The sequence below is a fragment of the Allosphingosinicella sp. genome (assembly GCF_036570505.1).
GTDB lineage: Bacteria > Pseudomonadota > Alphaproteobacteria > Sphingomonadales > Sphingomonadaceae > Allosphingosinicella.
Genome location: NZ_DATCYB010000064.1, coordinates 14,066 through 34,505, shown reverse-complemented (window position 1 = coordinate 34,505; position 20,440 = coordinate 14,066). Strand labels below are relative to the sequence as shown.

Sequence of the window (20,440 nt, the reverse complement as noted above, 5' to 3'; positions counted from 1 at the left end):
TCAAATCTCCTTCACGAGCGTGTCGATGTCGTCCATCGAGATGACGCTGGTCGTTTTCACGTCGGGCGCGATGCGCTTCACCATGGGCGACAGCACCTTACCGCCGAATTCGACGAAGTGGGTGACGCCCGCTTCCGCCATGGCGCCAACGCTCTCGCGCCAGCGGACCATTCCGGTGACCTGCTCGACCAGCAGCCGCCGGATATCGGCGGGGTCATTGGCCGGCGCGGCGGTGACGTTGACATAGACCGGCAGGGCCGGCGCCCGAAGGCCGGCATGCGCCAGCGCCTCAGCCATCGCGTCGGCCGCGGGCTGCATCAAAGGGCAATGGAAGGGCGCCGACACGGGAAGCAGCAGCGCCCGCTTGGCGCCCTTGGCCTTGGCGATCTCCAGCGACCGCTCGACCGCCGCCTTGTGCCCCGACACGACCACCTGGCCCGGATCATTGTCGTTGGCGACCGTGCAGACCTCGCCCTGGGCGGCCTCGGCGGCGACTTGCTGCGCGGCCTCCAGGCCGAGACCGAGCAGCGCCGCCATCGCGCCCTCGCCCACCGGAACGGCTACTTGCATCGCACGCCCACGCAGCTTCAGCAGCCGCGCCGTCGTGGCGACGTCGAACGCCTCGGCCACGCACAGCGCCGAATATTCGCCGAGGCTGTGCCCGGCGACGAAATCAGCCTTGTCGAGCGAGATGCCGGACACCCGCAGCGTCGCCACCGCGTTGGCCATGATTGCCGGCTGAGCATTTTCGGTAAGCGTCAGCTCCTCCTGCGGCCCTTCGGCCATCAGCCGCGTTAGATGCTGGCCGAGCGCGTCGTCCACTTCCTCGAACAGTGCACGAGCGACGGTGCTCGCGTCGGCCAGGGCCTTGCCCATGCCGACAGACTGGCTCCCCTGCCCGGGAAAGATGAAAGCGCGCATGTCTGTCCTCCTGTTGGCGCGGCTGGTAAGCCAAGGCTTCGGCGAAGCGCAAGCCGCACTTGCTTTTCAGAGTGCTTTCCGCCATTAGGCCGCTCGTCCAGGGCGGAGGCGCTGCCTTCAGCCCCGGTCTGCATTGAACTGAAGCGATTTCGAGGTGGCGACGCCGCCGGCTCGAAAATCGCGACAAACAAGAATGAGACGATAGCCGGAGGGGCGTTCGCACGGTGCGGCGTCAGCGATCGGCCAATATGAAGGACGCACTCCATGCCTCTGTACGAGCATGTGTTTCTCGCGCGTCAGGACCTGGCGCAAGCCCAGGTCGACGCGCTGGCGGAAAGCGCCACCAAGATCATCGAGGACAATGGCGGCAAGGTCGTAAAGACCGAGACCTGGGGTCTTCGCAGCCTCGCCTACCGCATCCAGAAGAACCGCAAGGCGCATTACGTCATGCTCGAGGTCGACGCGCCCCCGCCGCTCGTCGCCGAGCTGGAGCGCCAGACGCAGATCAACGAGGACGTCATCCGCTACCTGACCATCAAGGTCGATGCGCATGAGGCCGGCCCGTCGGCGATGATGCGCCGCAACGAGCGCAGCGAGCGTGGCGGCCGCGACCGCGGCGGACGGGGCGACCGCGACGATCGCGGTCCCCGCCGTGACCGCGACGACCGCGACAGCTAAGCGAGAAGGATCAGACATATGGCACGCCCATTTTTCCGCCGCCGCAAGAGCTGCCCGTTCTCCGGCAAGGACGCTCCCGTCATCGATTATAAGGACGTACGCCTGCTCCAGGGCTTCGTCTCCGAGCGGGGCAAGATCGTCCCGTCGCGCATCACCGCCGTTTCGGCCAAGAAGCAGCGCGAGCTCGCCAAGGCGATCAAGCGCTCGCGGCATCTCGGCCTTCTCCCCTACGTCGTGAAATAAGGAGCAGACCCATGGACGTTATTCTGCTCGAACGCATCGAGAAGCTCGGCGCCATCGGCGACGTGGTGAAGGTGAAGAACGGCTACGCCCGCAACTTCCTCCTTCCCAATGGCAAGGCGCTGCGCGCCAACGAGTCGAACCGCAAGGTCTTCGAAGCCAATCGCGAGAAGATCGAGGCCGACAATGCCGAGCGCCGCAAGGTCGCCGAGAAGGATTCCAAGGGGATCGAGGGCGCCAAGGTCCAGCTGATTCGCCAGGCGTCCAACGCTGGCGCGCTCTATGGATCGGTGTCCGCGCGCGACCTCGCCGAAGCGCTCGAGGCCCAGGGTCACAAGGTCGCCAAGAACCAGATCATCCTCGACCGTCCGATCAAGGCGATCGGCGTCCAGGACGTGAAGGTTTCGCTCCACCCGGAAGTGTCGGTGATGATCCACGTCAACGTCGCCCGCTCGCCCGAAGAGGCCGAGCTCCAAGCGCAGGGCGTCGATGTCATGGCCGAGATGTTCGAGAAGGATGTCGCGACCTTCACCGAAGAGTTCGATGCCAATGCCGAGCCCGGCACCATCGCCTCGGAGGAGCCCGCCGCCGAGGCCGTCGCCGCTGCTGAGGCTGAGGCCGACGGCGAGACCGCCGAGGACGAGACAGCCGGACAGGGCTGATCCTGCATGATGCCCAACGAACAAGGCCGCCCGCTCCTATGAGCGGGCGGCCTTTCTTTTGGCTCCGCGCGGGGTGGCCATGATCGGACGCTCGCCCGAGTGGTTCCCGCACCAGATCGATCTAGCCACAGACCGGGTCGTGCTGCTTCGCATGAGCGAGGCGGACTACCGCGCGGCCAGCTTCCTCGACCAGCGGGCGCTCCGCCCAGGCGCAGAAATGCGAGCCGTTGAATGGAAGGCTTTGGCGGATGACGTTCCGCGGGACGCGCGGCGTGACGCCCAATATATTTTCCACATCGGCAATGTCGGCTCGACTCTGATCTCACGGCTGCTCGGTGAGTTGCCCGGGGTGCTGGCTCTTCGTGAGCCGCTTCTGCTCCGCGCTTTCGCGGAAATGCTGGGGCCCGTGTCGCCGCCGTCGCCCTGGGTCGACACCGATGGGCGGCTCGACACTCTTACGGCGCTCCTCTCGCGTACTTTCCGGCCGGAGCAGCGCGCCATCGTCAAGGCAACCAGCTTCACGAGCGAGATCGCCCGCCGTCTCATCCCACCCGCCTCAAACACCCTGTTCCTCTTCGCGACGCCGGAGCATTATCTCGAAAACATCCTCGCCGGCGAGAATTCGCGGAAGCTGCTCCAGATCGTGAGCCCTTCGCGCCTCCAACGACTCCAAAGCCGATGCCCGGGTCTTGAACTGGACCTCGCTCCCATGTCCGAAGCCCGCAAGGCGGCGCTGGGTTGGGCCTGCGAGATGACTTCCCTCGAACTCAATGCATCTAAGCTCCCCGCTGACAGCGTCCGCTGGATGGACTTCGACCTGTTTCTGGCCGACCCCGCCCGCCATTTCGCCGAACTCGCCGCCTTCTTCAGCCATCCGGTCGAGGCCGCCACCGCCCAAACCGTATGCGACGGGCCGCTGATGCGCCGCTATTCCAAGGCGCTGGAATATGAATACAGCCCTGAGCTTCGCCGCGAGATCCTGGCTGAGGCGCGGGCCACGCATGGCCCCGCCATCAGCGACGCTCTTGGCTGGCTCGATGCCTTAGCGAGCGACTATCCTGCCGTCGCGCAGGCGATTCGGCGCGCGCGAAGGGAAGCATGATGTTCAAGGAAATCGAGCTGCTGAACGCCAGCCAGATCGAGGAGCTGCGGCAGATCGCGGCTTCGGCCAATTTCGTCGACGGCCGCATCAGCAACCCGCACTCTAAGGTGAAGCAGAATCTCCAGCTTCACGACGAGGCCGCCTACCGCAAATCCTCGCAATTATTGTCGCAGGCGATGCTCGCCCATGAGGACTTCCGCAATTTCGCCTTCCCCGTCGCGATGCTGCCACCGCTGATGACGCGCTACACCGCCGACATGCATTATGGTGCCCATGCCGACGCCGCTTTCCTCCAGCTCGGCAGTATGTCGGTCCGCTCCGACCTCAGCTGCACCATCTTTCTCGGCCAGCCCAACACCTATGAAGGCGGCGCGCTCCGCATCCAGCTCGGCACGCGCGATCTCCGCTTCAAGGGCGAGGCGGGGACGGCGATCGTCTATCCGTCCGACAGGCTCCACGAGGTCGAGCCGATCACCAAGGGCGAACGCTGGGTCGCCATCACCTTCATTCAGAGCCGCATCGCCGACACCTCCCGCCGCGAGCTGCTCTATGAGCTCAACGAGGTCGCCGCGCTCGAAGGCCTCAACATGGCGCCGGAGAATTTCACCCGGCTTCAGCTCGTCCAGTCGAACCTGCTCCGCCGATGGGGTGACCGGCCCTAGGCCCTAGCCAAGACAGAAGCTCGCCTATCTGCTATAAATGCCAGTTCGCATAATCTCATCGGCTGGAGGTGAGGATGAAGCGTACCCTGACAGCGGTCCTGACAATCTTCCTCACCGGTGCAAGCCCGACCTTCGCGGCTGACGCGCCTGGAATCGGCCTCATGCCATCCTCCGGAGCGCGAAGTCACGATTTTCGCGATCACGGGCGTTTTCATCGCCGGTGGACGCCCGGATTTGTCTGGGTGGGCTATGGGCGCGACCCGCTATGGTCTTGGGACGATGGTTTCTTCAGGGACTTGCAATACAGGCACTACCGATACGGATATCGGCCTTACCGAAGGCACTATTCGAGCGGCGCTGTCGACGTCGTCAACGGCGAGGCGCGCTACCGTTACGACCGGGGCTATCCCTACGATCATTACGACTATGGCCACGGCGGCTATGACCGCGGGCCAGCCTTCCATGACCAATCCGCTTCCGTCAGCTGCCGCACTCAATGGGTGTGGAGCGATCGGGACCGGGAGGAGGTGCCGGTCCGGATCTGCTCCTGACTAGCGTATCGTCGACAGCTCCACGCCCTTGGTCTCACGCGCCAGCAGCGCAGTGATGCCGCTGATCGCGCAGGCCGCGCCGACATAGATCGCCACCGGCAGGGCGGATTCATATTCCCTGTAGAGGGCGAGCGCGATGATCGGCGCCAGCGAACCGGCCACGATCGAAGTGAGCTGATAGGCGATCGACACACCGGAATAGCGGATGCGGGTGGGGAAGAGCTCGGCGATGAAGGCCGCCTGAGGTCCATACATCGCGCCGTGGAGGACGAGAGCGATGACGATGGCGGCCACGATCGCCGCCGAGCTGCCGCTGCCCAGCATCGAGAAGAAGACGAAGCTGAAGGCGGCGAGGCCGAAGCCGCCGAACGCGTAGACCGGCCGTCGCCCGATCTTGTCCGAAAGCAGCGCGAGCAGCGGGATGGCGAAGAATTGCACGATCGCGCCGATCAGGATCGCGTTGAGCGCGAGGCTGTGGCTCTCGGCGGCCACTTCGGTCAAGTACGTGATCGAGAAGGTGGTGATGATGTAATAGGAGATGTTCTCGCCGAGCCGCAGCCCCGAGCCAAGGATCACGGCGCGCGGACACTCCCGGATCACGTCCAGCGCCGGCGCCTTGGGCGGCATCTCGGCGGCCTCCAGCTGCTCCTCGAACGTCCGGCTCTCAGCGACGGACGTCCGTATCCACCAGCCGACCACGACCAGCACTGCCGACAGGACGAAGGCGACCCGCCAACCCCAGGCGACGAAATCGGCTTCGCTGAGAGTCCCGGCGAGGATCGCGAGCACGCCGGCCGCGAGCAGGCTTCCGGCGGGAACACCCGCCTGCGGCCAGCTCGCCCAGAAGCCGCGCCGTGCGGCATCGCCATGCTCGGCGGCGAGCAACACCGCGCCGCCCCATTCGCCGCCGACCGCGAATCCCTGGACCAGCCGCAAGATGATGAGCGCGATCGGGGCCCAGATACCGATCTGGGCGTAGGTGGGAAGCAATCCGATGAGGATAGTGGCGACGCCCATCAGGATGAGGCTGAACATCAGCAGCTTCTTGCGGCCGATGCGGTCGCCGAAATGGCCGAACACGATCCCGCCGACCGGGCGCGCGATGAAGCCCAGCGCATAGGTGGCGAAGGCGAGCAAGGTGCCGACCAGCGGCTCGAACTGGGGAAAGAACAGCTCGTTGAAGATCAGCGCCGCGGCCGAACCGTAGAGGAAGAAATCGTACCATTCGATCGTGGTGCCGATCAGGCTCGCCGCGACAACCCGCCGCAGCGGTGTCTTGCGATCCTCCGTCGGAATCGCCGCGTCGTTCATCACCCCTCTTCCCGCCGCCGGATCACCAGGTTCCGGATTTCGGTCATGTCCTCGATGGCGAAGCGGATGCCTTCGCGGCCGAGCCCCGAATCCTTGACGCCGCCATAGGGCATGTTGTCGACGCGGTAGCTGGGCACGTCGTTGATGACGACGCCGCCGACTTCGAGCCGATCCCAGGCGTTCAGGGTCTTGAACAGGTCGCGGGTGAAGATGCCAGCCTGGAGGCCGAACTTGCTGTCGTTCACCTCGTCCAGCGCTGCGTCGAAGTCGCTGAACTTCGAGAGGATCGCGATGGGTCCGAACGCTTCCTCGCGATAGACGGTCGCCGAGCGATTGACGCCTTCGAGCAAGGTCGCCTCCAGCATCGCGCCGTCGCGCTTGCCGCCCACGAGCAACTTGGCGCCACCTTCGACGGCTTCCTGAATCCAGTTGTCGAGGCGTTGCGCTTCCTTGACGTCGATCATTGGGCCGACAAAGGTCTTGCGGTCGTGCGGATTGCCCGCGACGAGCGTCTTGGTTTTCGCCACGAGTCGCTTCTTGAGATCGTCGTACACCGCTTCGTGGATGATGATGCGCTGGACCCCGATGCAGCTCTGCCCGGACTGGTAAAAGGCGCCGAAAGCAATGCGTTCCACGGCATCGTCGAGATCGGCATCGGCATCGACGATCACCGCCGCGTTGCCGCCCAGCTCCAGCACCACCTTCTTCTTGCCGGCCTTGGCCTTCAATTCCCAGCCCACGCCCGGCGAGCCGGTGAAGCTCAAGAGCTTCAGCCGGTCGTCCTCGGTGAAGAGGTCGGCGCCGTCGCGGCTGGCGGGGAGGATCGAGAAAGCGCCCTTCGGCAGGTCCGTCTCGGCCAGCACCTCGCCGATGATGATAGCGCCCAATGGCGTCCGGCTGGCGGGCTTCATCACGAAGGGGCAGCCGACGGCCAGCGCGGGCGCGATCTTGTGGGCGGCAAGGTTCAGCGGGAAATTGAACGGGGCGATGAAGCTGCAAGGCCCGATCGGCACCCGCTTCCAGATGCCGAGATAGCCCCGCGCGCGCTTGGAGATGTCGAGTGGCTGCACTTCGCCCGTCATCCGCACCGATTCCTCGGCGGCGATGCGGAAGGTGTCGATCAGCCGCGTGACCTCTCCCTCGGCATCGTTGATCGGCTTCCCCGCCTCGACGCACAGCGCATAGGCCATCTCGTCGAACCGCTCCTTGAACCGATCGACGCAATGCTGGAGCACCGCCTGCCGCTCATAGCTCGCCATCCGCGCCATCGGCTCGGCCGCCTCGACGGCGGCGGCAATGCCCGCATCGATCGTTCCCGCGTCCGCTAGCGCCGTCCGAAACGCGACCTTGCCGGTATATTTGTCGGTGACTTCCAGGTCGGTATTCGGCTGCTTCGCCTCATTGGCGAGGTAGAGAGGATAAACGTCCTTCAGCTTGATCATGTCGCTTTCCCTGGCGTCACCCCGGCGAAGGCGGGGTCTCGTGGTGAAGGGCCGTGTGTGATCGTCCTGAGATCCCGCCATCTGCCGGGATGACGGTCACACCGCCGCGCTCAGCTCCTTGATTTCCTTGTTGAGGATACGATCATTGTCGACATAGTCGATCGGGCAGTCGACCAGATGGACGCCGGGTGTGTCGAGGCATTGCTTCAGCAGCCCTGGCAGCATCTCGGCGCTTTCGACGCGATGCCCCTTGGCGCCGTAGCTCTCCGCATATTTGACGAAATCGGGATTGCCGTAGGTGAGGCCCCAATCCTTGAACCCCATATTGGCCTGCTTCCAGCGAATCATGCCGTAGCTGTTGTCGTTCAGGACCAGCACGGTGAGGTCGAGCCCGAGGCGGACAGCCGTCTCCATCTCCTGGCTGTTCATCATGAAGCCGCCGTCGCCGCAGATCGCCATCACCTTGCGGCCGGGGTGCACCATCTTGGAGGCCATGGCGGAGGGAAGCCCCGCCCCCATCGTCGCCAGCGCGTTGTCGAGCAGCACCGTGTTCGGCATCCGCGCGGCATAATTACGCGCGAACCAGATTTTGTAGACTCCGTTGTCGAGGCAGATGATGCCGTCGGCGGGCATCGCTTCGCGCACATGCTTGACGAGGCAGGCCGGGAAAATCGGGAACCGGCTATCGTCGCACATGCCGTCCCGGTGCGCGATCTCGGCCGCCCGCGCCTTCATGATCGCATCGAAGTTCCAGGCGCCGGAGGGCATGATGTCCTCCTTGATCTGCCAAATGGCGTTGGCGATGTCGCCGATCACTTCGATCTGCGGGAAATAGACCGGATCGACCTCGGCCGACTTGGTGCTGATGTGGACGACCTCGACGCCGCCCTGCTTCATGAAGAAGGGCGGTTTCTCGATCACGTCGTGCCCGACATTGATGATGAGGTCGGCCGATTCGATCGCGCGGTGGACGAAGTCGCCGGCCGACAGCGCCGCGCAGCCGAGGAATTTGGGGCTGGTCTCGTCGAGGACGCCCTTGCCGAGTTGGGTGGTGACGAACGGTATCCCGGTCTTCTCGACGAACTGGCCCAGCATCCGGCTGGTCATCTTGCGGTTGGCGCCCGCGCCGATAACGAGGACGGGGGACCGCGCCTTTTCGATGGCGTTCACCGCGGCGCGGACCGCCTTCACGTCGGCGGTGGGGCGGCGGTGGAGGCTGGCCTTCAAGGGTCGGGAATCGGTGCGTTCGTCGGCGATATCCTCGGGCAGCTCGAGATGGACGGCGCCCGGCTTCTCCTCCTCGGCCAGGCGGAAGGCCTCGCGAACGCGGCTCGGGATGTTGTCCGACGAGGCGAGCTGGTGGGTGTATTTGGTGATCGGCCCCATCATCGCGACCACGTCCAGTATCTGGAAGCGGCCCTGCTTGGACTTCTTGATCGGCTTCTGCCCGGTGATCATCATCATCGGCATTCCGCCCAGCTGGGCATAGGCGGCGGCGGTGACGAAGTTGGTCGCGCCGGGGCCGAGGGTGGCGAGACAGACGCCGGTCTTGCCCGTGTGCCGCCCGTAAGTCGCGGCCATGAAGCCGGCGCCCTGTTCGTGCCGGGTCAGGATGAGCTCGATCTTTTTGGAGCGCGACAGGCTGTCGAGGAAGTCCAGATTCTCTTCGCCGGGCACCCCGAATATATATTCGACACCCTCTTCTTCGAGGCACTGGATGAACAGGTCCGAGGCCTTGATTGCCATATCGCCGTCTCCGCTGAGTCTTGTTTTTGAGCACGAACTGTCGACGTAACCACATCGGGGCGAGCGGAGAGTCGCAACCGGTCCCCTTTTCCCCCGGGACATAGCTCTATCGGGCTTTGTTTCGGCTGTCATCCAACCAGTGAAGGCGTATCATGCGCTTGAAAGCGGCGGCGACTTTGAACATAGTCGCGGGCGAGGGCTGCCGCCCGACCCGTTCGGGCGGCGTGGGGGAACGAAATGGGGCGCAGTCGCAAACTGGCGATGATGACAGGGGCCGCGGGCCTCGTGCTCGCGCTCGTCCTGCTGTTTCTTTTCCGGCCAGGCGCGGCCGTGGCGACCGCGCAAGGCGCCGGCGGCAGCACGCTGGTGGGCGTAGCGACCTGCGGCGGCACAACCTGCCATGGACGCTCGGAGGCCGACGGCAAGATCGTTCGGCAGGACGAGCTGATGATTTGGCAGGACCCGTCGAGCCCGTCGGGCGCACACAGCCGGGCCTGGCAGGTGCTGACCGAGCCCCGCTCCCGCGCCATCGCCCAGCGCCTCGGCATCGGCGAGGCGGCGAGCGCGCCGATGTGCCTCGGCTGCCATGCGACGCCCGCGGCGGGCGGATCGCGGGGTTCCCGCTTCCAGACCTCGGACGGCGTCGGCTGCGAGGCCTGCCATGGCGCCGCCTCGGGTTGGCTCTCCAGCCATTATGCCGTCGGCGCGAGTCATGCCGCCAACGTGTCGCGCGGCATGATCCCGCTCGACAACCCCAAGGCGCGCGCCAGCGTCTGCCTCGACTGCCATTTCGGTTCGGCCGACCCGGGCCAGTTCGTCAATCACCGCATCATGGCCGCCGGCCATCCCCGCATCGCCTTCGAGCTCGATCTCTTTTCGACCCTGCAGCAGCATCACAATGAGGACGCCGACTATGCCCGGCGCAAGGGCCGGACCAACTCGGTGAAGATGTGGGCGGTCGGCCAGGCCATGGCTCTCGACCGCTCACTGACTCTTTTCGCCGACGCCCGGCGCGGCACCGAGGGCGTGTTCCCAGAATTCTACTTCCTCGACTGCCATAGCTGCCATCGCCCCATTTCCGACGATCCACGTTTCGAGCCGACCGCGCTCGACAATCCCGGCCGCCCCATCCCCGAGGGCATGCCGCCCTATAACGACGAGAACATGATCATGCTGTCGGCGGCGGCGAAGGTGGTCGCTCCTCAACTCGCGGAGCGCTTCGCACGCGACAGCCGCGCTTTCCACCAGGCGATGGGTAGGGACCGTGCCGCCGCCGTCGCCGCCGCCGTCATCCTGCGCGGCAGCGCCCGCGCTCTCGCCAATGCGTTCGCCAGCGCCGACCTCGGCCGGACACAGGCTTTCGCGATCATCGACGCGATCACCAGCGAAGCCATCTCCAGCCGCTTCACCGATTATGCCGGCAGCGTCCAGGCCGTGATGGCGACCGACACGTTGCTTTCGGCGCTGGTCAACATGGGCGGGGTCAGCCCCGGCCAGGCCGACGCGATCCGCTCCGACATCAATGCGGCCTATCGCGCCGTTCGCGATCCCAACGCCTATTCCCCCCGCGACTTCCGGGCGAGCCTCGGCCGGGCAGCGTCCTCCATCAGAAGTCTTCGCTGATGCGCTACGCCGGCACCAGCCTCGTCGCGATCGCCTCTCTGCTCGTCGCCTCCTGCGGCGGCGGCGGCGGAAGCGGCACGCCTACCCCAACGCCTACACCGACGCCCACGCCGACCCGCCTCTATCAGGCGCCCGCCCAGCTGGCGCTCACGTCCGCCGATGTCGGCAAGGTCATCGCCCAGGCCGTAGCCGAAGCGAGTGCACAAAGCCTCCCCGCCACCATCGCGGTGGTCGATCGGGTCGGCAATGTCCTCGCCGTCTTCACGATGAACGGGGCCAACCAGCGCCTGTTCGTGCCCCGCGGGCCCAATGGCAGCACGCATGATCTGCAGGGCGTCGATCTGCCCGCCGCGGTCGTGGGCGCGATCGCCAAGGCGATTACCGGTGCCTACCTCTCGTCTGGCGGCAACGCCTTTTCGACGCGCACGGCGAGCATGATCGTGCAGGAGCATTTCCCGCCCTCGGCCGCCACGCGCGGGCTCGAAAGCGGACCGCTGTTCGGCGTCCAGTTCAGCCAGCTCCCTTGCTCCGACCTCGCCGCCCGCTTCAACGGCACGACCGCCGCGAACAGCTTCATTGGTCCCAAACGCTCGCCGCTCGGCCTCAGCGCCGATCCGGGCGGCCTGCCGCTCTACAAGAACGGCGTGCTCGTCGGCGGCGTCGGCATCATGGCCGACGGCGTCTATGGTTTCGATCCGGAAATCCAGGACGTCGACAAAGACCCGGAAGAGATCATCGCGCTGGCCGCAACGACCGGCTTTGCGGCGCCGGAGGCGATACGCGCCAACCGCATCACGGTCGACGGCACCACCTTGCGCTTCGCCGAAGCCACGCCCGACGATTTCGCCAGCGATCCCGCGACGGCGCCCGGCTTCGCGACGATCGACCGGCAGGCGGGCGTGCTGACCTCGGTACGCGGTTATTATGACAGCTCCAGCGGCCTCGTCGCCGGGCGCGCCTACGGCACCGAGGCGTCGGGCATTCGCGCGGCGACGGCGTCCGAATTCGACAATCCGGACGCCTTCATCCTCTCCAACGGCTCGGGCGCCAACCGTTATCCCGTCCGCGGCGCCACCGACGCCGGCGACGTCGCAGGCCCCCTTACCCGCGCCGAGGTAGAGGCGGTTCTCGAGGAAGCGTTCGAGATCATGAGCCGTGCCCGCGCTCAGATCCGGCGGCCGCTCGACAGCCGGGCGCAGGTCACGATTTCGGTCGTCGACACGCATGGCGAAGTGCTGGGCATCGTTCGCGCGCCGGACGCGCCGATCTTCGGTATCGATGTGTCGCTGCAGAAGGCCCGCACCGCAGCCTTCTTCTCCAGCGCCCGCGCCGCGCAGCTCCTAGACGCCAATCCCGACCCCGACGTCAGCATGTATGTCGCGGCCGCGCGGACCTTCCTCGGCGATTCCTCGGCGCTAACGGGTCAGTTCGCCTTCTCAGATCGCGCCAACGGCAATCTCTCGCGGCCTTATTTCCCCGATGGCGAGCTCGGGCGCCCGCCCGGTCCCTTCTCTCGCCCGGTCGCCGAGTTCAATCCTTTCTCGACCGGCCTTCAGTCGGCCCTGGTCGAGAAGAACATCCGCGACCATGCCGCCTTCATCCTGGGTGCCGGCGCCGACACGCCGCGGCGCTGCACCCAGACGCCCGACGTGGCGCCAGGGCAGAACCCGCTGGAAAACGGCGTCCAGATCTTCCCCGGCTCCATGCCCATCTATCGTGGCTCGCAGCTGGTTGGCGGCATCGGCGTCTCGGGCGACGGCATCGACCAGGACGACATGATCAGCTTCCTTGGCCTCCACGAAGGCGGTCTCCGGGCGGGCGGCATCGGCAACGCCGATCCGGCCATCCGCGCCGACCAGATCGAGGTCGACCTTGGCAATGCGCTGGTGCGGCTGCGCTACGTCAACTGCCCGTTCGCGCCGTTCCTCGACACCAGCGCCCAGAACGTCTGCCAGGGCAAGTAGGCGGCATCGGTGCAGCTCTCCGCCCCTCTGATCCAGCTTGTCGCGTCGATGGGCGGCGCCGATATCGATCCGCAGACATTGGTCGTCGCGGCGGCGCCCCCACCCGAGGTCGATCCCGAGGCGGATGGCGCGCTCCTTCTGACGATGCAGAGCGCGTTGCCGCCGCCTCCCTTGCTGCTGACGATGCAGCAGGCGATCGCTCCGCCGCCCCTGCAACTGACGATGGCGCAGGCGCTGTCCGCGACGCCGGCGCCGGCGCCGGACGAGCGTTTCTACGATCCGAGAGTCTATGTCGATCAGATCACCGATATTCTGACGGACCGTAGGGTCGAATCCTCAAAAGTCGCGCAAGCGGAGAAAGTAGAATCCGCGCCATCTGCAGGTGCCGACCGGACTCTCGTGGCGTCCGCGGGATCGACCACGAGCGAGGCGCCCATTCCGGCTCTGGAAATCGTGCCTGTCGAAGCCGAACTCCTGGGTGATGGCGACTATATCCCGCTGACGCCGGTTCCTTCCGAGCGCGACGCCGCCCCATCTACGGGATTGACCGATGCTGGCGTTTCCGGCCCTCGGTCTGCGCCTGTCGCGCTCACCAGCGAGACGTCGGTCGAAACGATCCATTCGCCCCTTCCGAAAGCGTCCGCGTCGGAGGAACAGGCTACCGACGCGACTGATGAGAAGCCCGCCATCGAGGCGCCTTCGCCGCTGCCGCAAAACGGGCCATTCCCCAGCGAAGCCCAGGTCGAGGATCCTCTTCTCGAAGGCCGACGCCGGCCCGGCGTTCCGCAGCGCGAGCTTCCCGACGAAATCACCCAGACCAACGAAGGAGCCCTCCGCTCACCGCCGCCGGAAGCCTTCCCTACCGACCAGATTCCCGTGCCGGATCGCTGGCGGCTGATCGAGACGCTGGGCATCGTCAAGGAACGCTGGTGGGATCCCTACAACCAGAACACCCTGAAAGGAGATCGCCCGCTCTGCATACCGACCAAGGAGGAGCAGGCGCGGCGGCGCGAGGCCGGGCTTCCCAAATGCCGGACGCCCAAATTCCTCGGCCTGGAAGGCGACGACTGGTTCTTCGTCCTCAACGCCATTTCGGACACCGTGATCGAGCCGCGCACCTTCCCGATCCCCGTCGGCGTCCAGACCACCGATCGCCCCGGTAGCATCGACGTCTTCGGCAAGAATGACAGCCTGGTCCTGGCCCAAACGCTGATCGGCAGCGTGTCGCTCCTGAAGGGTTCGACCGCCTACAAGCCGCCCGACATCGAATATCGCCTCACCCTCGCGCTCCAGGCTAATTATGTCGACGTGTCGGAACGGCGCGTCCTGTTCGTCGAGCCGAGCAAGGGCACCGATCGCTTCGACTATTTCCTGGGCGTGCAGGAAGCCTTCGTCGACTACCACATCCGCAACGTCTCGGACCGCTACGACTTCGATTCCGTCCGGGCCGGCATCCAGCCGTTCCAGTCGGATTTCCGGGGCTTCCTGTTCAACGACCAGCAACTGGGCGTGCGCCTGTTCGGCAACCGCGACAACAACCGGTGGCAGTATAATCTAGCCGGCTTCTGGCGGCTGGAGAAGGACACCAACAGCGGCCTCAACGACGTGACGCAAAGCCCGCGCGACGATTGGGTCGTCACTGCGAACGTCTATCGCCAGGATTTCCCGGTCGTCGGCCTCACCAGCCAGCTCAGCCTCACCTGGAACGCCAACCGCGAGAAAGGCGAGATCGAAGTCGACGACAATGGCTTTCCTGTACGGCCCGCGTTGATCGGTAACCTGCGCGCCCGCGACTATGACGTCTTCTACCTGGGCTACGCCGCCGACGGCCGGATCGGGCGTCTGAACCTTTCGGCCCAGGCCTATGGCGCGTTCGGCACCGACCGGGACAGCATCTTCACCGGCGAGAAATCCGATATCCGCGCCTGGTTCGTCGCCGCCGAGCCCAGCTACGACGTCGATTGGCTCCGCTTCCGCGGCTCCTTCCTCTACGCCAGCGGCGACAGCGATCCCTATAATGACACCGAAGCCGGCTTCGACGCCATCTTCGAGAACCCGATCTTCGCCGGCGCCGACACGAGCTACTGGATTCGCCAGACGATCCCCTTCGCCGGCGGCGGCCGCGCCGTGTCGATCAACGGCCGCAACGGCATTTTGAATTCGCTCCGATCCTCCAAGGAGCAGGGTCAGTCCAATTTCAACAATCCCGGCACTATCCTCGCCGGCGTCGGCGTCGACGCCGACCTCACGCCCGAATTCCGCGTCAGCGCCAACGCCAACCATCTCTGGTTCGACGACACAGCGGTCCTCCAGGAGCTGCGCAATGAAGGCAGCATCCCCAAGGACATCGGCTTCGATCTCTCGGTCGCCACCATCTGGCGACCGAAGATGACCCAGAACATCGTCTTCCGCGCGTCGGCCGCCGCGCTCATCCCCGGCGACGGCTTCAAGGACCTCTTCGCCAACAGCGACCGCGACGACGTCTATTATTCCGTTCTGTTCAACGCGGTGCTGACCTTCTGATGGTCTGGCTCCGCACCCCTTCCCGCGTCATCCCGGACTTGATCCGGGACCCAAGAACACGGCTCGCGAAAGTCCTGCGCCTTCGGCGCTTTTGGGTTCCGGTTTTCGCCGGAATGACGGTTCTGGCCGGCATCATCACCGCCCCCCTACTCGCCGCCGAGATCGAAAAGGCGGTCGAACGTGATTACAGCCTCGTGCGCGCCGAGCCGGCACCGCGCACCCAGGAATGGGACATGGCGGACGCCAAGAGCGCCGGCTGCGTCAGTTGTCACACCGCGAGCGACGCCAAGACGATGCACAAATCGACTGCCGTCGTGCTTGGCTGCACCGATTGTCACGGCGGCAACCCCAGCATCGTCGCAACCGACGTGTCGGACCACGATGCACCCGTCTATGTCGCCGCCCGGAACCAGGCGCATGTGCTCCCCCAATATCCGGATAGCTGGCATTGGCCGTCGAGCGCCAATCCGACGCGCAGCTATACCTTGCTGAACCGGGAGGCGCCGGAATATGTCCGCTTCGTCAATCCATCCGATTATCGGGTAGCGCGCGAAAGCTGCGGCGCCTGCCATATCGAGATCATCGAGGCCGCCGAACGATCGCTGATGGCGACCGGCGCGATGTTCATGGGCGGTGCCGCCTACAATAACGGCATCGCGCCGATGAAGAATTACATCTTCGGCGAAGCCTATACCCGCAAGGGCGAACCCGCGAAGATCGTCTCGCCGACCGGGCCGGACGGCAAGCTCAGCGAGAAACAGGAGGCGCGCGGCGTCCTCGCCGAACTCTATCCGCTGCCCACCTGGCACGTCATTCCACCCGCCGACATCTTTCGCGTGTTCGAGCGCGGCGGGCGCACCATCAACACGCAGTTCCCGGAGATCGGCCTCCCCTCGCCCACTGGCTCGATCCAACGCCTCGAGGAATCCGGCCGCCCGGACATCCGCCAGTCGAACCGCGGCCCCGGCACGGGCCTGCGCGTCGCCATCCCTATTCTCAACATTCACAAGACGCGTCTCAACGACCCCTTCATGTGGTTCATGGGAACGAACGACCAGCCCGGCGATTATCGGCAATCAGGCTGCGCCGGCTGCCACGTCGTCTACGCCAACGACCGCGAGCCCAGGCACAGCCTCCTTTACGCAAAATATGGTCGCGACGGGCAGACCGCGACCGTCGATCCCACCATTGCGAACAAGCTGGAGCATGGCGCCTTGAAGGGCGGCGACGAACATGAGGCGCCCGCAGATTCAAATCATGAGGCGGTGAAGGAAAAGGGCCACCCCATCCGGCACGTCTTCACCCGCGCCATCCCGACCGCCCAGTGCATGAACTGCCACATGCACCAGCCCAACATCTTCCTGAACTCGTACCTCGGCTACACCATGTGGGACTATGAGTCCGACGCGCCGTTGATGTGGCCCGAGAAGCAGAAATATCCGACGGCGGAAGAGGTTCATGAGACACTGGAGCGCAACCCCGAGGGCGCGGCGCCGCGCGGCAAATGGTCCGACCTCGATTTCCTCCGCAATGTCTATGACGATGTAAATCCGAAGGCGAAACACACGCAGTTCGCCGATTATCACGGCCACGGCTGGAACTTCCGCGCCGTTTTCAAACGCGACCGCGAGGGCAATCTGCTCGACGCCGGGGGAAATATCGTCCCGCCCGACGATCCGGACAAATTCCGCCGGGAGAATGAGGGGCTATTCGTCGATGTCGGCGTCAACCCGGGCAAGGCCGTTCACCTCATGGATATCCATGCCGAAAAGGGCATGCAGTGCTCGGACTGCCACTTCTCCCAGGACAGCCACGGCACCGGCTTCATCTATGGCGAGGTAGCCAACGCCATCGAGATCGCCTGCAAGGACTGCCACGGCACGGCCAAGGACTATCCTACCCTTCTCACCTCCGGCCCCGCCGCGCCGCCCAAGGGCAACAACCTCGCGCTCATCCGCAACGAGGACGGCCGCCGCCGCTTCGAATGGATGACGGGCGACGACGGCCGCCGCGTCCTTATCCAGCGTTCGATCATCGACCCGACCCTCGAATGGGAAGTGAGCCTGGTCAAAGACAGCGTCGACCGCGATCACCCGAGCTTCAACATGAAGTCGGCGCGGGCCAAGCTGATGTCGAAAGCGGGCGCCGATACTGGCCAGTTCACCTTTGGCCCCGGCGTCTTCGACGAAGACCTGGCGCACAAGCCCGACGAGATGGCCTGCTTCACCTGCCATCTCAGCTGGACCACGTCCTGCGGCGGCTGCCACCTCCCGATCGAGGCAAACTGGAAGACCTCCAGCCACAAATATGACGGCATCGAAACCCGCAACTTCGCGACCTACAATCCGCAGGTCGCGCGAGACCAGATGTTCCAGCTTGGTATCCATCAGACAACCAAGGGCAACATTGTCGCCCCGGTCCGCTCGAGCTCGGCGCTGGTCCTCTCCTCAACCAACCTCAACCGCGAGCGCATCTACATCCAGCAGCCGCCGATCAGCGCCATCGGTTTTTCGAGCCAGGCCTTCGCGCCCCATTTCCCGCACACGGTGCGCAAGACCGAGACCAAGACCTGCTCCGACTGCCATTTGAGCGAGGCGAACGACAACAACGCCATCATGGCGCAGTTGCTGCTCCAGGGTACCAATTTCGTGAACTTCGTCGGCCTCCACGCCTGGGTCGGGATGGAGGACGGCTTCGAGGCGGTCCGGGTCACCGAATGGGAGGAGCCGCAGGCGGTGCTCGGCTCCTACCTCCACCGCTACGCCTACCCCGATTATTGGCGCCTCCACGTCGAGCGCAACGATCGCGAGCTGATCGAATGGACCCGCGGCAAAACCTTCGACAGTAATTTCAGCGGTGAGACGCAGGCCCTGGAGCAGTTCGCCAATGTCGTCCAGGACACGGACGGCTCCGCCCGCTGCCTGCAACTGCGCGGCGAATACATGTTCGTGGCCGAAGGCAAGGGCGGCTTTCGCGTCTACGACGTAGCCTCGATCGGCAACAAGGGCCTGTCGGAGCGAATCATCACCGCGCCCTTCTCCCCGCTCGGCCACGACGCCCATGTGAAGACGAAGAACGCGACCTGCATGGCGCTCCCGACCAACCAGTCGATCGCGCCGGAGCGGAACACCCCGGCCATGCGCGAGGCGAACCAGGAGCAGCCCTTCCACCCGATCTACAATTACGCCGTCGTCACCGATGCCGACGAAGGTCTCATCCTGGTCGACGTCAACACCTTCGCCGACGGCGAACCGCGCAACAACAACATCAAGCGCGCCGTCACCTGGAACGAGGGCGGCGTCCTCGCCGACGCGCGCCATATCACCCTGGCGGGCCATTACGCCTACATCACCGCCGCCGCCGGGCTGGTCGTGATCGACCTCGACGATCCGCTTCATCCCCGCCACGTCGCCACCGTGCCGCTCAACGACCCGCGCGCCTCGGCCCTCCAGTTCCGCTATCTCTGGGTGACGGACGCTGATGGCCTGAAGGTGCTGGACGTGACGCGCACGGACGAGCCGCGCTTGATCCCGGAGGCGACGGTGCCGCTGGCCAATGCGCAGGGTCTCTATGTCGCGCGGACCTATGCCTATGTCGCCGGCGGCCCCGAAGGCCTGGTGATCCTCAACGTCACCAATCCGGAGGCGCCAAAAATCTATCAGAAGGTGACGTTCGACGGCCGGATGAACGACGTCCGCGACGTGATCGTCGGCTCCACCAACGCCTCGCTCTATGCCTATGTCGCCGACGGGAGGAACGGCCTCAAGGTGATCCAGCTCACCTCGCCCGATAGCCAGCCCAATTTCTACGGCTTCTCCCCCGCGCCCAAGCCGGAGCTCATCGCCTGGGCGCGGACGCCGCAGCCTGCGCTGGCGCTATCCAAAGGTCTCGACCGAGATCGCGCGGTCGACGAGACCGGCGGCCAGATCGCCGTCTTCGGCCGCCTCGGCTCCCGCCCATTCAACCGGAAAGAGATGGAACGCCTGTTCCTCAACCGGCGCGGCTTCACCTACAAGGTCAGCGACACCGGCACCTTCGCCGATTGGGTGCAGTGAGGGTAGGCCGTCATCCTGAACTTGTTCGAGGATCCAGCTCTCCAGCGGCGCAGCGGCTCTTGGATGGATGCTGAAACGAGTTCAGGATGACGTCGAAGGTATCAGTCTTTGCCGTTCCTCTCCGCCACGAGCATCTGCACCAGCGGCTGCAGCGCGGGTTCGTAGCGGGCGAGGACAGTGTGGTCCTCGGCGGTGTCGTAATGCGATATTAGGCCCTCGCCGTTCCAGTAGTGGATCGCATATCCCGGCGGATCGGCGACGATCATCGGGCGGCCATCGGGTCGGTCGGGATCGATGTCGGCCAGATCGAGAGCGACCTGCGGCGCCGTCGAAGGGCAGACGGCGAGCGTCGTTCCGGCCCACTGGGTCGTGATCTGGCGGTGGAGATGACCGGACACCATGGCGACGATATTGCGGCGCGCTTCGACAATGCCCCGGAGCCGCCGCACCCATTCGGCATCGGGGTTTTCCGTCATCCAGCTTAGCCCAGTTTCGATCGGCGGATGATGGAGGACGAGGATGGTCGGCCGCTCCGACTGTTCGGCGAGGCGCGCTTCCAGCCACGCAGCGCGGATCTCGCAAAAGCCGCCGCCGTGCCGCCCTTCCTCCAGGGTGTCCAATACGAGGATGCGTACGGGAAAATCCTCGATCGCATATTGAATGAAGCCATCGGCCGTCGGCACGTGCGGAAAATACTTTAGGAAGGCCTCCCGATTGTCGTGATTGCCCATGCAGAACCAGACCGGGAAAGAACAGGCGGCGAGCGCGCTCTTGAGGCGCCGGTAGGATACCTCGTCGTCGCCGCTGTCGGATAGGTCGCCGGTCGCCAGCAGCAGGTCCGGCTGCGGCGTCATCGCGGTGAGGGCCCGAAGCGTCCGGTCCAGCCGCTTCCGGTTGAACTCGGCGGGATTGTTGGGCTCGAAGCCCAGATGGATGTCGGTGATCTGCGCTATCAGCATG

At 65.2% G+C, this 20,440-nt stretch carries 15 protein-coding genes; 10 read left to right on the top strand and 5 right to left on the bottom strand.

Annotated elements, in window-relative coordinates:
• Positions 1-921 (bottom strand): ACP S-malonyltransferase, encoded by a 921-nt coding sequence (gene fabD, locus VIR62_RS08020; protein WP_431870229.1) that lies wholly within the window; start codon positions 919-921, stop codon positions 1-3.
• A gap of 264 nt (positions 922-1,185) precedes the next feature.
• Between fabD and rpsF the strand changes: the two genes are divergently transcribed.
• The 6 genes from rpsF (at position 1,186) to VIR62_RS07990 (ending at position 4,816) form a co-directional block, all read left to right on the top strand.
• Positions 1,186-1,599: a 30S ribosomal protein S6 gene (rpsF, locus tag VIR62_RS08015; RefSeq protein WP_431870227.1), complete on the top strand. Its 414-nt coding sequence runs from the start codon at positions 1,186-1,188 to the stop codon at positions 1,597-1,599.
• Positions 1,600-1,617: 18 nt separating this feature from the next.
• A complete protein-coding gene (rpsR, locus tag VIR62_RS08010; RefSeq protein ID WP_431870225.1) occupies positions 1,618-1,842 on the top strand; it encodes a 30S ribosomal protein S18 in 225 nt (74 codons plus the stop codon).
• A gap of 11 nt (positions 1,843-1,853) precedes the next feature.
• A complete protein-coding gene (gene rplI / locus VIR62_RS08005; RefSeq protein WP_431870223.1) occupies positions 1,854-2,501 on the top strand; it encodes a 50S ribosomal protein L9 in 648 nt (215 codons plus the stop codon).
• A 79-nt stretch (positions 2,502-2,580) separates the two neighbouring features.
• Positions 2,581-3,603, top strand: coding sequence for a hypothetical protein (locus VIR62_RS08000; RefSeq protein WP_431870221.1), 1,023 nt, complete (start codon positions 2,581-2,583; stop codon positions 3,601-3,603).
• On the top strand, positions 3,603-4,265 hold the full coding sequence (locus VIR62_RS07995) for a Fe2+-dependent dioxygenase (protein WP_431870219.1): 663 nt from the start codon (positions 3,603-3,605) through the stop codon (positions 4,263-4,265). The genes VIR62_RS08000 and VIR62_RS07995 overlap by 1 nt, the downstream gene beginning before the upstream one ends.
• Before the next feature lie 74 nt (positions 4,266-4,339).
• Positions 4,340-4,816 (top strand): hypothetical protein, encoded by a 477-nt coding sequence (locus VIR62_RS07990; RefSeq protein ID WP_431870218.1) that lies wholly within the window; start codon positions 4,340-4,342, stop codon positions 4,814-4,816.
• On the opposite strand, the gene VIR62_RS07985 is transcribed toward VIR62_RS07990, so the two are convergent.
• The 3 genes from VIR62_RS07985 to VIR62_RS07975 form a co-directional block, all read right to left on the bottom strand.
• Complete coding sequence (locus VIR62_RS07985) at positions 4,817-6,127, bottom strand: MFS transporter (RefSeq protein ID WP_431870216.1); 1,311 nt, start codon at positions 6,125-6,127, stop codon at positions 4,817-4,819.
• Positions 6,127-7,569 (bottom strand): aldehyde dehydrogenase family protein, encoded by a 1,443-nt coding sequence (locus tag VIR62_RS07980; RefSeq protein ID WP_431870214.1) that lies wholly within the window; start codon positions 7,567-7,569, stop codon positions 6,127-6,129. The genes VIR62_RS07985 and VIR62_RS07980 overlap by 1 nt, the downstream gene beginning before the upstream one ends.
• Before the next feature lie 96 nt (positions 7,570-7,665).
• On the bottom strand, positions 7,666-9,315 hold the full coding sequence (locus VIR62_RS07975) for an acetolactate synthase large subunit (RefSeq protein WP_431870212.1): 1,650 nt from the start codon (positions 9,313-9,315) through the stop codon (positions 7,666-7,668).
• A gap of 237 nt (positions 9,316-9,552) precedes the next feature.
• Between VIR62_RS07975 and VIR62_RS07970 the strand changes: the two genes are divergently transcribed.
• From VIR62_RS07970 to VIR62_RS07955, 4 genes are all read left to right on the top strand, one after another.
• Positions 9,553-10,938 carry a multiheme c-type cytochrome gene (locus tag VIR62_RS07970; protein WP_431870211.1) on the top strand — a complete coding sequence of 462 codons (1,386 nt, stop codon included), beginning with the start codon at positions 9,553-9,555 and terminating at the stop codon, positions 10,936-10,938.
• A complete protein-coding gene (locus VIR62_RS07965; protein WP_431870208.1) occupies positions 10,938-12,902 on the top strand; it encodes a heme-binding protein in 1,965 nt (654 codons plus the stop codon). Before VIR62_RS07970 ends, VIR62_RS07965 begins: the two co-directional genes overlap by 1 nt.
• A 705-nt stretch (positions 12,903-13,607) precedes the next feature.
• Entirely contained in the window at positions 13,608-15,425 is a 1,818-nt protein-coding gene (locus VIR62_RS07960) for a hypothetical protein (RefSeq protein ID WP_431870339.1), read from the top strand.
• Between the two features lie 113 nt (positions 15,426-15,538).
• Entirely contained in the window at positions 15,539-19,480 is a 3,942-nt protein-coding gene (locus VIR62_RS07955) for a hypothetical protein (protein ID WP_431870207.1), read from the top strand.
• Between the two features lie 101 nt (positions 19,481-19,581).
• Here VIR62_RS07955 and VIR62_RS07950 read toward each other — a convergent pair whose 3' ends face one another.
• A complete protein-coding gene (locus tag VIR62_RS07950; RefSeq protein WP_431870205.1) occupies positions 19,582-20,439 on the bottom strand; it encodes a phosphodiesterase in 858 nt (285 codons plus the stop codon).
• Between the last annotated feature and the right edge of the window lies 1 nt (position 20,440).